The organism is Pseudodesulfovibrio sp. S3 (genome assembly GCF_004025585.1).
Taxonomy (GTDB): Bacteria; Desulfobacterota; Desulfovibrionia; order Desulfovibrionales; family Desulfovibrionaceae; genus Pseudodesulfovibrio.
This window is the reverse complement of the sequence record NZ_QTZO01000004.1, coordinates 56,648-71,679: the sequence shown is the minus strand read 5'-3', so window position 1 is coordinate 71,679 and position 15,032 is coordinate 56,648. Positions and strand designations below refer to the sequence as shown.

Here is a 15,032-nt window from a genome sequence, read left to right as displayed (position 1 = left end):
CCGGCTTAGCCGAAGTACCATACAAGGGCGAAAATGCCCAAGCCGAGAACGGCTGCCAGAGCCAGGTAATCCTGCAGATTTGCGGTCTGGACCTTGGCCCCGACCCTGCCGATATTCCTGACGGTGTAAGCGCTGCCGTCCACCACTGTGTCGATGCCCTTCTTGTCGAACCAAGAAGTGCCATTCCCCATGCCGATAAGCGAACGCAGGCCCACGGTGTTGTACACCTCGGTCCAGACGTCATCGACCTTCGAGATCGGCCAGCACACGGCACGCATGAGAACCTTGCCGATGAGCCGATAGAAGATGTCGAAGTCCAGATTGAGCTTTGCGTGCGGCGTGATGATCTCGCGGGTCAGATAGAAGGCCAGGCCGGAGAAACCGAGCAGCAGGCCGGAGTTGATGACCTTGTCGAGGGTCCAGGGCACGAATGCGTGTTCCTCAACCGCCATGGGCAGGTAGTGATACAGCATTTCGGGGTAGACGCCCTGGGCGATGCAGAGCAAGGCACAGAGGGCCATGCCCACATACATATTAAAGGGTAACGATCTTATCTCACCTGTATAGTCTTTCTTGCCGCCCCAGAACGCGAAGTACGGGAGCTTGATACCAACCGAGATGAACGTACCCACGGCAGCGACTTCCATGCCGAGTGCCAGCCAAGTGCGATGGGCCTCAGCCGCGCCCGCGATGGTCATGGTTTTCGAGATGAAACCGTTGAACAGAGGCATACCCGAAATGGACAGGGCTGCGACCATGTACAGCACCATTACCCAAGGCAGCCTGTAGGCCAGGCCGCCCAGCTTATCCAGCTTGGCGGTACCCACTGCGTAGAGAACTGCGCCGGTGCCCATGAAGAGCAGCCCCTTATAGAGGATATGGGCATAGGCATGGGCCACTGCGCCGTTGAGCGTCATGGCCGTTCCGATGCCGATACCCGCAACCATGTACCCCACCTGCGAAACGATATGGTAGGACAGGATGCGTCTGGCGTTGTTTTCAATGCACGCGTACAGCACACCGAAAATCGCCATGCAGGTTCCGGCGATAGCCAGGACTTCCCATCCGGCGAAGCCGCGAGCCAGAACGTAGACAGCGGTTTTGGTGGTGAAGGCACACATGTAGACCGCACCGGCAATGGATGCCCGGGGATATGCATCGGGCAGCCATGCATGCAGGGGCACCACGGCGGCGTTGACGCAAAAGCCGATCAGGATCAGCCAGTCGTAGAGATGAGCCTCGGCCGGGTTCACACCGTCAAAGGCGAAGCTACCGGTGGCCTTGTACTTGAGCAGCAAGCCGCCCAGCAGGAAGAGTCCGCCCACCGTATGGTATACGAAGTACCTGAAACCGGCGCCCACGGACTCGGGAGTCCGGGCCTGCCAGATGAGGAACGTGGAACCGATGGACATCAATTCCCAGAACAGGAAGACCGTCAGCAGGTCCCCCGCGAACACGCAGCCGAAGCCGCCCGCCACATACAGCGAACCACAGACGTAGTGACCACGATCTTCAACATGCATACCGTAGATGCAACCGATGAAGGCGATGACCGCAAAGACCTGGCCGAAGACGATGGACAGCTTGTCCACACGCCCCAGCAGCAGGGATTGATCAAGGTATTCTATCGAACCGTACATGCCCGGCTCCACCGTAAAGATGGAATAGAGCGCGATAAGCGGTGCAATCAGTGCCAGGGCTCCACGAAATGCCTTGTTCTTCCACAAACTCGTGGGAACAAACGGCACCAACAGGGCCAATGCAAGGAAGGCCATGGAGGGGTGGTAGAACACACTAGTCTCCATAGTAGTCCTCCTTGCGGGCAATGAACGGCTGGATGATCTTCTTCATGATGATGACCATTCCCAGCCCGACGATAAGACCGAATCCGGCAAAGAACCCGGGGTACTTATCGAGACCAAAGTGCGGGTGATGAGTGACAAAGGGAACGTTGAGCACCAACAGCACTCCCAACGTGACGAAGAAGATGATCCTCCACGCCTTCCAATTGTCTCTCCATTTGGCGAGAAGTTCGCCCAATCCTTTTTGACTCATATGAAACCCCCTAGAACTTGCCGAGAACGTTGACGAAGTTCAGGAATGTCTGCGGATACAGACCCAAGAACACCGAGATGAATGCCGTTATGCACAGCGGTATGACCATGGTCATGGACGGTTCGTTATACTGTCCGATATTGGCTTCCGGCAGAGGCTTCTTGAAGAAGGCCCTGTAGGTGATGGGCACGAAATAGCCTGCGTTGAGCGCCGTCGAAAGGAGCAACGCCACCAGCAAAGGCCATTGATGTGCATCCAACGTACCGTTGACCAGATACCATTTCGAAACGAAACCGCAGACCGGCGGCATGCCGATCATGGACAGGGAAGCAATGGCGAACGCACCGAAGGTGATCGGCATTCTGCGTCCCAGACCGTCCATCAGACTGATTTTCTTCAGGTGGCAGGCGACATAGATGGCGCCGGCCGCCATAAAGAGTGTGATCTTGGAAAAGGCATGGTGAGCGATGTGCATGACGCCGCCCTGCACGCCCGAATCCACCAGCATGGTCACGCCGATGACGACATAGGAGAGCTGGGCTACAGTCGAGTAAGCCAGCCGCGCCTTGATGTCGTCCTTGGTCAAGGCGATGAATGAAGCCACGGTCAGGGTAAAGGCCGCAATATAGGCCGTGCCCATGCCGAGGCTCAGGTCACCAAGCCAGGTACCGGGCGAACCCACGTAGATCTGGCTCATGGTCAGCATGGCCGCAGTCTTGGTTCCGAAGGCCGAAAGCACGATGCGGCAGACACAGAAAACGCCCGCCTTAACAACGGCCACCGCGTGCAGCAAGGCCGAAACCGGAGTGGGCGCGACCATGGCTGACGGAAGCCAGTTGTGGAAAGGCATGAGGGCCGCCTTGCCGATGCCGAAGATGAACAGCCAGTAGGTAAGCGACACCAGTCTGGAATGTTCGGCAATAACCTCAGCCGAGAACATGCCGTGTTGAATGTCGGTCAGGTTGAAGTCGAGATTGCCGACCAGCACGTAGGTAAGCACCATGGCGGGCAGAAGGAAGAGCTTGGAAGTACCCATCAAGTAAACGATGTACTTGCGGGCACCGATCTTGGCCTCCTCGTCCTCATGATGATAAACCAACGGATACGTGAACACGGTAATTATCTCGTAAAAGAGATAGAGCGTGAACACGTTGGCCGAAAGCGCAACGCCGACGGCGCCGAAGATGGCCACCGCGAAGCAGATGTAATATCTGGTTTGGGCGTGCTCGTTGAGCCCGCGCATGTAACCGATGTTGTAACTGGTCACGAAGAACCAGAGGAACGGGGCAACCAGGGCAAAAACCATGGAAAGCCCGTCGGCTGCAAAGGCTATGGTTATTCCGGGCATGATCGTGGTCACTTTGTAGTAAAGGACCTGTCCAGCCAGGACTTTCGGGATCATCGAAGCCACTGCGGCGAACGTCAGAAATGCGCCGATGAAGCTGACCGCCTCGCGCCGATTCTCATCGCCTCGGCAGAGGTAGATGAAGAGCGGTACAAGCAGAGTGACCACCACCGGCAGCAGAATTGGAATATATGTTGTTACACCTTCCATAATGGCTATTCCTTCAATGTAGTGATGTCACTGGTTTTGGCGGACTTGAAACGCCTTGCAACGACCACGATCATTGCAAGGACCAACGTGGCCTCGGCTGCGGCGAGTCCCATGACGAACAGGGTGCCGAGTTGTCCGAGGACCGCGCTGAAGTCGGTCAACTGCGCTGCTGCCACCATGGACAACCCTGCGCCGTTGAGCATCAATTCCACCGAGATCAGCATACCGACGAGGCTCCTGCGCTGGGTCAGGCCGAACAGGCCCGCACACAGGAGCATCAAAGCAACAATTTGATACAGGGTAAGAGCACTCATTTATTACTTCCCCCTCTTTTCCCAGGTCAGGAGCACAGCTCCGGCCATGGCGACCATCAGGATGACCGAGATCAACTCAAAGGGGAGAAAGTACGACCCAAGCAATCCGTCTCCGAGCTGCTTTATGGTCACTTCCACAGGCACGGCCACGGAATCAACGGGCTTGGTCATGATCAGCCAACCCAACAGGGCCGCCGGAGCCATGGTGGCCGCCAACCCGTAGACATATGTCTTCATGGGTGCCTTGCCGCCTTCGTCGCCGCCCTTCTCCGCCCTGGTCAACATGACCGCGAAGAAGATGAGGACACTGACCGCACCGATATAAATGAGAAGCTGCATGAAGGCCATGAACGGCGTTGCCAGCAGCAAGTACATTCCGGCCACACCGACCAAGGTGGTGATCAGTCCCACCAGGGCGCGCACCAAACTGCTGCTCGTCACCGCGAGTATGGACCCACTTAAAATGACGAGCGTGTACACGCCAAATGCTATTTTTGCCATGACTTCCATATTACGCCTCCTTCTCTGCCGCAGCCGGTACGGCCTCGGTTTTGGGAGCAGGTGCGGGAAATTCCGTGGCCTGCTCCTTGAGCCGGGCGAGAAGATCGATATTCATCTCTTTCCGGGAAGTCGCCACCCAATAAATATTATTGGAGAATTTAAGCGACTTGACCGGGCAGTTGTCTATGCATGTGCCGCACAGCGAACACAATGTGTAGTCGTAGGTGAACTTAGCCGGATTCTTCGGAGCCTTGGGAGCTGTAACCTTTTCCCCGGCTTCCTCGGCCGCCTTCATGGCAGCTTCTTGTTCCGGCGTGGGCTTGGGAGCCTTCTGCTTGACGACCTTCAGACAATTGCTCGGACAATTGGTCACGCACATCATGCAGGATATGCATTTGGGCGTGGCCGGATCCTTGGGCTTGCCGATAAGTTCGACATGCCCGCCGTATGTACGCAGATTCTCGTCGTCGATGACTTCACGCGGATAGTGAACCGTGACCAGAGGCTTGCAAAAATACTTGCCCGTGATCTTGAGTCCAACGATCAAACTCCAGCAGTCGAGAATCGGCTGAATGACATTTTCCTTGAATTTACCCATACCTACACCCCTATAACTTAATGATCAGCGCGGTGGCCAACAGGTTGAATGTGGCCAACGGCAGCAACCATTTCCAGTTGATATTCAGCAACTGGTCAAACCGCACACGGGGGAAGGTCCAGCGGACCCATACCATGAACGACAGCAGGGCATATGTCTTGAGCAGCATCCACCACCACCCCTCGATACCGGGAATGGGACCATTGAACCCGCCGAGAAAGAGGACGGAGCAGACAGAACACATGACCACCATGTACCCGTACTCGGCCAGGAAGAAGAGGCCGAAGCCCATGGAGGAATACTCGGTGTGGAAACCGGCGGTCAGTTCGGACTCGGCCTCGGCCAGGTCGAACGGGGCGCGGTTGGTTTCACCGAACATGGCCACCAGGAAGATCAGGAAGGCCAGAGGCTGCTTCCAGATGAACCAGTTGCCGATATGCCCGCCCTGCATGGTGGTGATATCCACCAGATTCAGGGTGCCGGTCATGAAGGATATGGCCAGCACGGTCAGCAGTAATGGAATTTCGTAGGCAACGGTCTGGGAAACGGCACGGGCCGCGCCCAGAACGCCCCATTTGTTGTTGGATGCCCAACCTGCCAGAATGACGGCCAGTCCGTTGAAGCTGGAGAACGCCAGAATCAGCAGCAGGCCGAGGTTGATGTTCATGCCCGTCAGCACCGGGCCGTAGGGAATGGGCAGGTAGAGCAGCAGCACGGGAACCATGGACAGAATCGGAGCGAGCCAATAGAGGGGCGCGTCCGCATTGTCCGGAGTCAGGAGCTGCTTGCTCATGAGTTTCAGGCCGTCGATAAGCGGCTGCAATACACCGTGAGGACCGACCTCGAAGGGACCGGGCCTGCGCTGGATATGACCAGCGAACTTGCGTTCGCAGTAAACCCACACCAGGGCGTTGAGGCCCAGCCAGACCATGGACGCCACGGCTGCTATAAGCAGAGGTATCAGATGTTGTAAGAATGCGTTCATGGATTCCCCCTACCTGTCGATTTCAGGGATGATCAGGTCCAGGCTGCCCAAAATGGCAACGGCGTCGGCCAGGATGGTACCCGTGGCGGCTTCGACGAACGCATGCAAATTGGAGAAACCCGGTGCGCGCAACTTGACGCGGTACGGGACCTTGCTTCCATCGGAAGCGACGTAGATGCCGATCTTGCCGCGGGCGCCTTCCACATTGAAGTAGGCTTCGCCCGCCGGCGGCTTCATGGCCGGCTTGGGGGCTTTATCAACGATATGACCGCCCTCGGCACCGTCCAACTGCTCCAGAGCCTGCTCGATGATGCGCAGGCTCTGCTCCATCTCGGCCATGCGGACGTGATAACGTCCTGCCGAACAGCAGGAATCCTGAGTCGGAATCTCGAAGTCGAAACGGTCGTACACCGAGTAAGGCTCGCTCTTGCGCAGATCGTAGGGAACGCCCGCACCACGGACCACGGGACCGGTACAGCCGTAACGGCGGCACATGTCCTGATCGATGATGCCGACTCCTTCGATGCGACGGCGCAGGATGAGGTTCTCGGTAACGAGATCGTGATACATGGGCAGTCTATCCCTAAAGTGCTTAATGAATGTCTTCATCAACTCGATGCACTTGTCGTCGAAGTCCATTTGAACGCCGCCGACACGGAAGTTGCTGTAGGTCAACCTGGAGGCCGAGGGCCTTTGCAGGATGTCCAGGATCATTTCACGATCGTCAAATGCGTACAGGATAGGCGTGAACGCGCCAAGGTCGAGGATATAAGCTCCCCACCACAGCAGATGCGAAGCCAGGCGGTTGAATTCGGTCATGATGACGCGAAGATACTCCGCCCGTTCCGGCACCTCGATGCCCATCAGTTTTTCGACTGCGCCCACGTAGGCCCAATTCCAGGCCATGGCGTGTCCGTAGTCGACGCGACCCATGTTGGGGATGAATCCTCCCCAGGTTTGGGACTCGCCCATTTTTTCATGCATGCGGTGCAGGTAACCCAGTACGGGTTCGGCGCGGACGATGTATTCTCCGTCCACCTCGATCACGATTCGCAAAACGCCGTGCGTTGACGGGTGTTGCGGACCCATATTGATGATCAGGGTGCCGTCCTGCTTCCCGGCCTCGAACTTCTGGGTGTAGAAATCACCCTTCATTTGTTCTAAATTCTGGTAAGCCGACATATGCTCTCAGTCCGGTTTATATACCGACCGGTTGCCCCGGCCTACGCATCGGAGGCCTCCCCGGCCTCCGCTTCCGCGAACAATTCTTCCAATTCCGCAGAACAGGACACAACCTCGCCAAGCCCCAGCACATCCTTAATGGATTTGCGGACCTTGTCGGTTTTGACCAGCGGATGGACATCCACATCTTCAGCCGCCATCAGCAGCGGTACAAGGTTGGGATTGCCCTCGAACACGATGCCGTGGAAATCGCGAGTCTCACGCTCATGCCACTCCGCACCGTGGTAAATGGAAGCAATGGACGGAACGATCGGCTTATCCTTGCCGATCAGCACCCGAAGAACCACACGTTCCTCAATGTCCCATCTATTAAAATGATACAGCACCAAAAAACCCTCTTCGAAGTCCATTGCAAAGACATCTTCGAGGGAATATCCGGCTTCATAGAGCTTCCGGGCGGCTTTGACTATCTGACCTGAAGCCAGAAAAACCGACCAGGCGTGCCCTGTGGTGCCTTTGTCCTGTTTCGCGACACATTGGGTCGCTATACCTTCAAGAGCTTGCAGCATGACTATCCCTCCACCTTGGCGGCAACGGGCCACCAGCGTTTTCCGGAAATCTGGCGCTGCAACTCGAAGAAGCCCTCAAGCAGCCCTTCCGGCCTGGGCGGACAGCCCGGCACATACACGTTGACCGGAATCAGCGTATCCACGCCCGTGACAACGTTGTAGTTGTCCTTGATCTTGAAGGGACCGCCGGAAATGGCACAGTTGCCCATGGCGATGACCCACTTGGGTCCGGGCATCTGTTCGTACAGTCTTACGACCGCAGGAGCCATCTTCTTGGTGACGGTACCGGCCACGATCATGACATCGGCCTGACGCGGCGAAGGCCGGAATACTTCCGCCCCGAACCGGGCCATATCGAACCGCGCCATACCGGTTGCCATCATTTCAATGGCACAGCATGCAAGTCCGAAGGTGACAGGCCACAGAGACATGGAACGACAGACGTTGAATATGTCCTGAGCCAGTTGTAGGTTGACAATAGGCGGATCCATATAATGGTTGCCCGCCGTCAGGAACTCCTTTTGCACTACCGAATCCTGCGCGGCCATGTAAACACCCCTTTCGCCCAAAAATAGATGACAGAAAGAATCAGGAAGAACAGGAAGATGAAAACCTTTACGAAAGGAACCCAACCCTCGGCATCAGCATACGCCGTGGAAACCGGGAACAAGTAAAGGACATCTACATCGAAGGCCAGGAAGATCAGGGCGTATACGTAATATGATACCCCCCACCTCGCCCACGAACTGCCGTAGGGGACCATGCCGCACTCATACGGCATACCCACGTCCCCGCCCCTTGCTCTGGGGGCAAACAGCACTGCAAGGATTAGCGGTCCAGTTGCAAACAAAAGGCCCGCGAGCAAAAACAATACGATTGCAAAATGCAGCCAGTCAAAAAGCATACCCCATCCTTTGGCAGTAAATTTGCGGGAATCTTGAGATTAAAGATTCTCAAGAATTAACGACTTCCATGCCCCTAAAAAAGGGGTAAGTCAAGCACCTTGCTCATTATTTCGCAAAGAACCTACCGTCTAAGTATGCAATTTTGCTCACTTCACTTTAATCCATGAATTGACGGACTTCCAACTGCTGCTGCCGTGTTTCACCCCACCTGTTCAGGCAGGGCGACCACCTCCAAACGACGACAAAAAAAAGGCGCCCAGCCATGCTGGACGCCCCTGAAAAAAACGGACTTGGAAATACTATTCCGACACAATCCGGGGAGATCCGCAGTCGGCATAAGTCCCGTAATCGTCCCGGCCCTGCCTCTTGGCTCCGTACATGGCGGCGTCAGCCCGGCTGATGAGGGTCACGCTGTCTTTGCCGTCGGTAGGGTAAAAACTGATGCCGATGGTGGCCCCGATGGTGAGGTCGTGCCCTTGAATGGCATAGGGGCGCTTGACGACCTCCAATAAATCGCGTGTCACGGCCAAGGCGCTCCCTTCTTCCTGGATATCCGTCAGAAAGATGCCGAATTCGTCACCGCCCAGCCGGGCCAGGGTATCGGACTCACGGGTGCGCTGCTGCAACCGCTCGGCGACCATGCACAGGAGTTCGTCCCCAGTCTGGTGACCATGGGTATCGTTGATGCTCTTGAAGTCATTGAGATCGACAAACAGGACAGCCACCTGGTTGTCGTACCGCTTGGCAACGGCCAGGGCATGCTCAAGCCTGTCGAAAAACCGGTGACGGTTGGCGATGCCCGTCAAACTGTCCACGGTGGCCAGTCGCTTGAGCTCCAACTCGGCCCGCTTGCGTTCGGTGATGTCTTCGAGAACGCCTTCTATGAAGCCCTCTCCCGCGTAGGACTGAACCATTCTGGAGCTTTCAGAGCACCAGATGACCTCCCCGTTCTTACGCTGGAGTCGGTATTCAAAATTGCTCACGCTCCCGTTGCTTATGAATACCTGCTCGTAGAGTTCACGCTCGCTGTCATCGGCCATGACATCACTCCGCATCCCCGGTCTGCCGACCACTTCGTCAGCCGAATCATATCCGAGAATCCTGAGCATGGTGGGGTTGACTTCCAGGAACTCCCCTGCAACCGAACACTGAAAAATGCCTTCGACCGCCCGTTCGAATATGGAACGGTATTTTTCTTCTGCTATGCGCAACGCGGCCTCGGTCTTCTTGCGCTGCTCCACTTCCTGTTCCAGGAGGAACTTCTGACTGTGCATCTGGAGAAACGCCTTGACCTTGCTGGTCAGGATATTCACGTCCACGGGCCTGAAGAGGTAATCAATGGCCCCGGTCTCGTAGCCCTGCTGCACATTCTCATCATCCTGAAAAATGGCCGTGATGAAAATGATGGGCACGTTGCGGCTGCGTTCAAACTCCTTGATCCTGGCTGCGGCTTCGTACCCGTTCATGCCGGGCATCTGAATATCGAGCAGTATCAAGGCGAAGTCGCTGCTCTTGACCATTTCCACAGCCTGGGTGCCGCTTTCAGCCTGAACCACCTGGCATTCGATATCCCGCAACATGTGATTGAGCAGGGCGAGATTGGTCTGAGAATCGTCAACTATCAGTACTTTATGCAATTGCTCATTCATAAAAACCTTACGCTGTTTCTGATGCTGAAACCGTTATCTTCTTCAATCGGACCCCGCCCGGAAGCGGCTCTGCCTTGAGGACGAAATCAAAACGATTCAGGTCCATGCACAAATCGAAATCCTCTTGCGGACAATCGGTCCTGGATTCATCGAAAAACTTCCCGGCGCTGTCAACACCGGCCAGAAACGTCTTGAGCGTCTTGATGCTGTTGGGATAATTCTCCAGTTCATTCTTGATGAACATGGCGCACATCATGTCTTCCTGCGCCCGCATGTCGCCGTTGGTCCCCATGGCCACCAGGGTGACCGTTTCCGGAGCCTGTCTGCGGATGTAGTTGACCACGGCAGCGGCATTGACGAAACACCCCACAATGACCTCGTCGGCCTCGGAGCAATGCATCATGCCCCACGTTCCCGCATTGGTCACATGCACCAGAGCCTGCCCCGCCAAGTCGAGCTGATCGAGCTGGAAAGGAGAATTGTTATAATCGAACGCCTCGGCACCTACGCCCTCAAGCTCTCCAAGAACCTTGCCGCCGTATTCTTTCGCAAACTTCCTGGCCTGATCCAGGGAATTCGTTGCGATATAGTCCCCTCCCCTGTCCCCGGCCGCAAGAAAGCAGGCCACGGTAGAGGATCGGAACACGTCGATGACAACCACAAGTCCCTTGGCGCGCCGGACACCGGCAAAACATTCCACGATATTGACAATCATTGTTGCACCTATTTACTTATATTTTGATTCACTGTTCTCACGACAGCCATCAATCGTCAACTCTATGCATCGGTTTATTTTCCCTAGATTCCCGGAGGAACAGACGAAATTGCTTCGCCTCCCCGACCAATGCCATCGGCGAATGGGGCTCTACGCCCATTGACGCGGTGCACATTTTTTGCAATTGAACGGCCATGACAAACAAACGCGTACTCATCACCGGCGGCTCAGGGTTCCTCGGTTCGCACCTCTGCGAACGTTTCCTTGCAAAGGGCCATGAAGTCATCTGTGTTGACAATTTCTTCACCGGAAACAAGAGCAACATACTGCATCTGCTGGATAATCCCTATTTCGAGATCATTCGCCACGATGTCACTTTCCCGCTCTATGTTGAAGTGGACGAAATATACAACCTCGCCTGTCCCGCATCGCCCATTCACTACCAGCACGACCCGGTGCAGACCACCAAGACGAGCGTACACGGGGCCATCAACATGCTCGGGCTGGCCAAGCGCGTGAAAGCAAAAATTTTCCAGGCGTCCACCTCCGAGGTTTACGGAGATCCCGTGGTTCACCCGCAAACCGAAGACTACTGGGGCAACGTCAACCCCATCGGCCTTCGCTCCTGCTATGACGAGGGCAAACGGTGCGCTGAAACGCTCTGTTTCGACTACAATCGCCAACACAATCTCAGAATCAAGGTCGGCCGCATCTTCAACACGTACGGCCCGCGCATGGCCATGGACGACGGCCGCGTGGTCTCCAACTTCGTGGTGCAGGCCCTCAAAGGCGAAAATATTACCGTGTATGGCCAGGGCCAGCAAACCCGCAGCTTCTGCTATGTAGATGACCTGGTGGAAGGCATAATCCGGTTTACCGAAGACACCCCGGACGACTTCATCGGCCCCATGAATCTGGGCAATCCAGGGGAATTCACCATCCTCCAACTGGCGGAAACCGTTGTCGAATTGGTCGGATCGCAATCCAAGATAGTCTTCAACCCGCTCCCATCGGACGACCCCATGCAACGCAAGCCGGACATCAGCCTGGCAAAAAAGGCCATTGGCTGGGAGCCGACCGTGGATCTCAAGTCGGGTCTGGCCAAAACCGTGGAATACTTCGACACCCTTCTTCGATCCCTCTAGGATTTTGCAAGGCAAATAAAAAAAGGCCGGGATGATAATCCCGGCCTTTTTTTGCGTCACATGAATTTCTACCTGGAGGCCAAGGCGCGTTCGACCATCTCCACATAGGGTTCCAGACCGGACGCAATGTCCTCCGGCCATTGGAACAGACCGGGCCGATCCTCGCGAGCCACCCGCCGGATCAAATCCGCCAATGCGCCGACGTCGGAAGGATCCGGGAAGACCCAACGCGGAGGCAGGAAATATGCGCTGCCATTCAGGGAACTGGATACCGCCTTGCATCCGCAGGCCAGGGCTTCCAGCACGGCGTTGGAGCAGGCATCGTAAAACGTCGCCAGGATGAAGATGTCCGCAGCTCGATAAAACGCCGCCATGTCGTCCACCCGACCCAAGAACCTGACCCTGTCCTCCACGCCGAGTTCTCTCGCCTGACGCAGATACTTGGCTGCATTGCGCCCGCCCGCCACATGCAGGACGTAATTCGACGGCAACAGGTCCAACATGGACACAAGGTGCCGAACCCCCTTGAGGGCAAAATTGGTGGCAGCCGTGGCAATGACCACCTGATCCTCAGTAATGCCGGAAGCCGCCCGCAACCGAATCCGCTCCTGATCGCCAATGGGCGAAAAACGTGTCAGATCAGGACGGTTGTAAACAACATCAATGGCGTTCTTGTCCAGGAAAGGGTGCGCCTCGACCATCCAGTCCCGCACCAGATGCGACACTGCCACGATGCGGGGCGTCCGCTTCATGCGTATGCTGTCGATAAGATGAATGGCCCAATTGGCGGGGGCCATCCTCCGGCGAAGCATCTTGAAGGAGCGGGCAAATCCTTCCGGCCAGGCACGCTGGGACAACTCCCAAAACTTGGAGATGGGACCGCCGCCTATACGCAGAATATCCTGGTTGATCGTCTTCCCCATGCCGAAAACGAGATCATATCCACCATTTTTACGGGCCTTTTCCGCGGCATAGGCAAACCAGAGGATCTTGATCAGGCGAATGCCACCGAATCGACCCAGTACAACGGGGTTAACTCCGTCTGGCGGATCGGTCTCACACCGGGCGCAGATGAAGTCCACATCATGGCCTCGGGCGGCCAGGGCTTCGCTCAGCCTCCATGCAAAGGATTCAGCTCCGCCGTATCGGCTCAATCTCGGCATGGACACGGCCAGCCGCCCTGGAATATCTGTATTTGCCATAAATATATTTCTTGTATGATTTTTATATGTTTGACAACCGCACTGTTGCAGGCTGCATCAAAGACGGCTATGATTTCGAGAACTTCACGGGAGTATCATGTTTTTTTCCACACCGGCCTTGGACCTCAAAATTTTCCTGCTCATAAACCAGCAATGGCGATCCGGATTGTTGGATACGATCATGCCCCTGCTCTCCGCCATGTCAATACTCATGCTCGTCCTGGCCGTGGCGTTGGCCCTGGCCGTCTGGAAAGGCGGAAAACGGCAGATACTCTACTTCCTCATCCTGTTCGTCGGCATGGGCCTGTCAGACTTCTCCACCAAACTGGTCAAGGCTCAGGTACACCGTGTCCGTCCGCTCAATGCGTTGGCCGGGACCTTCTACATGGATAACGATCAGTGGCAGTCCCGCCCAGCAAACTTCGTGCAGACAAAGGAACGGGGCACTTCCTATCCTTCCGCCCACAGTTCCACCACCATGTGCCTGGCCGTGCTTGCCCTGCTCCTGTGGCCTTCCCTGAAGAAATGGCTGCTGCTCGCACCCCTTGCAGTCGGCTATTCACGCGTCTATCTCGGAAAACACTATCCCACGGATGTTCTGGCCGGATGGCTTTGGGGCCTGGTCGTCGCCGGAGTAATCTGGCTCATCTGGAAAGAAATGGAAAAACGTTTTCCAGCACTCCGACCAGACTAATCTTCAGTCTCGACCAGATTCTTGGCCTGGATGCGGTATCGGCGGTATACCCTGATTCCCATCCAACCCGACACAACAAAGAGCACGATGCTCATGCCCACGGACAAGGCCACACCCAAGGCTGACTCGCGATTCATGCCCGCACCAAAGAGGGCGAAAATGAAATTTTGCGGGATGTAGCCCAAGGTGGACCCGAGGACAAAGGAAACCAGAGGAATGGAACTGACTCCGGCAGCCAGGTTGGTGATCAGATTACTCCCCAGAGGGAACAACCTGATGGCCAGGGCTGTGTTGAAAGGCTCATGCTGAAGGAATCCGTTCACCTTCTCCAACCGTGATCCCAGCTTGCGCTCCACCAGCTCCCGCCCGCCCATGCGGGCGTAAACCGCAGCCATGGCACATCCCAGCCCGGCCCCGACAGTGGCAAGCAGAGTGCCCGTGGCAACGCCGAAGGCGAATCCACCGAGAAAACCGATAAGCTGGCGCGGCAGTCCCACGGCGGTAAAAATCGCGCCCACGCCGAGAAAGATGAGGACTGAAAGCGGTCCCCTGCCGAGCACATGATCGTTGAACCACTGGGTATTGGCGAGCATGTCTCCCAGCCCGACGATCCGGGCAAGATACACGGCCAGCCCCAGACCGGCCAGCATCAACAGTCCCTTGGCCAGGGATTTGATGCTCTTCTGGTTGGAATCACTATTCTCTTTGGTCATTTCGTTCTTTATGCATATAATAATAGAGGATAAGAAGGCAGGCCTGTCCGACAACAAACACAGGGTCGTGCTGCACCGCCCCGTAGAGCAATCCGGCAGCCCCGGACACGCAAAGGGCAACCAGCCCCGGGCGCGTCAAGGGTTGTACTCCTTTCCCGCGCATTCGTAAAATGGCGATTCTGAGGAAAAAAAATCCCTGAACAGCAAGCACCATGGCCAGGAGCCACCAATAGGCCGGCAGGGCCATGTC

The 15,032-nt window shown here is 56.1% G+C and carries 18 protein-coding genes; 2 read left to right on the top strand and 16 right to left on the bottom strand.

Annotation, left to right across the window (positions count from 1 at the left end; genetic code table 11):
* Positions 1–5 precede the first annotated feature (5 nt).
* The 13 genes from DWB63_RS05720 to DWB63_RS05660 all read right to left on the bottom strand — a co-directional run bounded on the left by DWB63_RS05720 (position 6) and on the right by DWB63_RS05660 (position 11,028).
* The gene (locus DWB63_RS05720; protein WP_128327858.1) at positions 6–1,805 is read right to left on the bottom strand and encodes a Na(+)/H(+) antiporter subunit D; all 1,800 of its coding nucleotides are present in this window, start codon (positions 1,803–1,805) and stop codon (positions 6–8) included.
* Complete coding sequence (locus DWB63_RS05715; protein ID WP_128327857.1) at positions 1,795–2,055, bottom strand: hypothetical protein; 261 nt, start codon at positions 2,053–2,055, stop codon at positions 1,795–1,797. The genes DWB63_RS05720 and DWB63_RS05715 overlap by 11 nt, the downstream gene beginning before the upstream one ends.
* Positions 2,056–2,065: 10 nt before the next feature.
* Complete coding sequence (locus DWB63_RS05710; RefSeq protein ID WP_128327856.1) at positions 2,066–3,610, bottom strand: monovalent cation/H+ antiporter subunit D family protein; 1,545 nt, start codon at positions 3,608–3,610, stop codon at positions 2,066–2,068.
* A gap of 5 nt (positions 3,611–3,615) precedes the next feature.
* Complete coding sequence (gene nuoK / locus DWB63_RS05705; protein WP_128327855.1) at positions 3,616–3,924, bottom strand: NADH-quinone oxidoreductase subunit NuoK; 309 nt, start codon at positions 3,922–3,924, stop codon at positions 3,616–3,618.
* A gap of 3 nt (positions 3,925–3,927) precedes the next feature.
* The gene (locus DWB63_RS05700) at positions 3,928–4,434 is read right to left on the bottom strand and encodes an NADH-quinone oxidoreductase subunit J (RefSeq protein ID WP_128327854.1); all 507 of its coding nucleotides are present in this window, start codon (positions 4,432–4,434) and stop codon (positions 3,928–3,930) included.
* Between the two features lies 1 nt (position 4,435).
* Positions 4,436–5,023, bottom strand: coding sequence for a 4Fe-4S binding protein (locus DWB63_RS05695; protein ID WP_128327853.1), 588 nt, complete (start codon positions 5,021–5,023; stop codon positions 4,436–4,438).
* Between the two features lie 10 nt (positions 5,024–5,033).
* Complete coding sequence (gene nuoH / locus DWB63_RS05690) at positions 5,034–6,008, bottom strand: NADH-quinone oxidoreductase subunit NuoH (protein ID WP_128327852.1); 975 nt, start codon at positions 6,006–6,008, stop codon at positions 5,034–5,036.
* A 9-nt stretch (positions 6,009–6,017) separates the two neighbouring features.
* On the bottom strand, positions 6,018–7,190 hold the full coding sequence (locus DWB63_RS05685) for an NADH-quinone oxidoreductase subunit D (protein WP_128327851.1): 1,173 nt from the start codon (positions 7,188–7,190) through the stop codon (positions 6,018–6,020).
* Positions 7,191–7,231: 41 nt separating this feature from the next.
* Positions 7,232–7,759 carry an NADH-quinone oxidoreductase subunit C gene (locus DWB63_RS05680; RefSeq protein WP_128327850.1) on the bottom strand — a complete coding sequence of 176 codons (528 nt, stop codon included), beginning with the start codon at positions 7,757–7,759 and terminating at the stop codon, positions 7,232–7,234.
* Positions 7,760–7,761: 2 nt separating this feature from the next.
* Positions 7,762–8,307: an NADH-quinone oxidoreductase subunit B gene (locus DWB63_RS05675; protein WP_128327849.1), complete on the bottom strand. Its 546-nt coding sequence runs from the start codon at positions 8,305–8,307 to the stop codon at positions 7,762–7,764.
* Positions 8,286–8,663: an NADH-quinone oxidoreductase subunit A gene (locus DWB63_RS05670; RefSeq protein ID WP_128327848.1), complete on the bottom strand. Its 378-nt coding sequence runs from the start codon at positions 8,661–8,663 to the stop codon at positions 8,286–8,288. Before DWB63_RS05670 ends, DWB63_RS05675 begins: the two co-directional genes overlap by 22 nt.
* A gap of 300 nt (positions 8,664–8,963) precedes the next feature.
* Positions 8,964–10,301, bottom strand: coding sequence for a diguanylate cyclase (locus tag DWB63_RS05665; protein ID WP_241648649.1), 1,338 nt, complete (start codon positions 10,299–10,301; stop codon positions 8,964–8,966).
* A gap of 19 nt (positions 10,302–10,320) precedes the next feature.
* Positions 10,321–11,028: a 2-phosphosulfolactate phosphatase gene (locus tag DWB63_RS05660; protein WP_128327846.1), complete on the bottom strand. Its 708-nt coding sequence runs from the start codon at positions 11,026–11,028 to the stop codon at positions 10,321–10,323.
* A gap of 194 nt (positions 11,029–11,222) precedes the next feature.
* On the opposite strand from DWB63_RS05660, the gene DWB63_RS05655 reads away from it, so the two are divergent.
* Complete coding sequence (locus tag DWB63_RS05655; protein ID WP_128327845.1) at positions 11,223–12,173, top strand: UDP-glucuronic acid decarboxylase family protein; 951 nt, start codon at positions 11,223–11,225, stop codon at positions 12,171–12,173.
* A 68-nt stretch (positions 12,174–12,241) separates the two neighbouring features.
* Here the strand turns inward: DWB63_RS05655 and DWB63_RS05650 are convergent, their stop codons facing one another.
* Positions 12,242–13,375 carry a glycosyltransferase family 4 protein gene (locus DWB63_RS05650; RefSeq protein WP_128327844.1) on the bottom strand — a complete coding sequence of 378 codons (1,134 nt, stop codon included), beginning with the start codon at positions 13,373–13,375 and terminating at the stop codon, positions 12,242–12,244.
* Positions 13,376–13,472: 97 nt separating this feature from the next.
* Here DWB63_RS05650 and DWB63_RS05645 point away from each other — a divergent pair, with 97 nt between their 5' ends.
* Positions 13,473–14,069 (top strand): phosphatase PAP2 family protein, encoded by a 597-nt coding sequence (locus tag DWB63_RS05645; protein ID WP_128327843.1) that lies wholly within the window; start codon positions 13,473–13,475, stop codon positions 14,067–14,069.
* Here the strand turns inward: DWB63_RS05645 and DWB63_RS05640 are convergent.
* Both DWB63_RS05640 and DWB63_RS05635 read right to left on the bottom strand, forming a co-directional pair.
* A complete protein-coding gene (locus tag DWB63_RS05640) occupies positions 14,066–14,782 on the bottom strand; it encodes a VTT domain-containing protein (RefSeq protein ID WP_128327842.1) in 717 nt (238 codons plus the stop codon). The genes DWB63_RS05645 and DWB63_RS05640 overlap by 4 nt on opposite strands.
* Positions 14,766–15,029, bottom strand: coding sequence for a lipid A biosynthesis domain-containing protein (locus tag DWB63_RS05635; RefSeq protein WP_128327841.1), 264 nt, complete (start codon positions 15,027–15,029; stop codon positions 14,766–14,768). Before DWB63_RS05635 ends, DWB63_RS05640 begins: the two co-directional genes overlap by 17 nt.
* Positions 15,030–15,032: the final 3 nt, after the last annotated feature.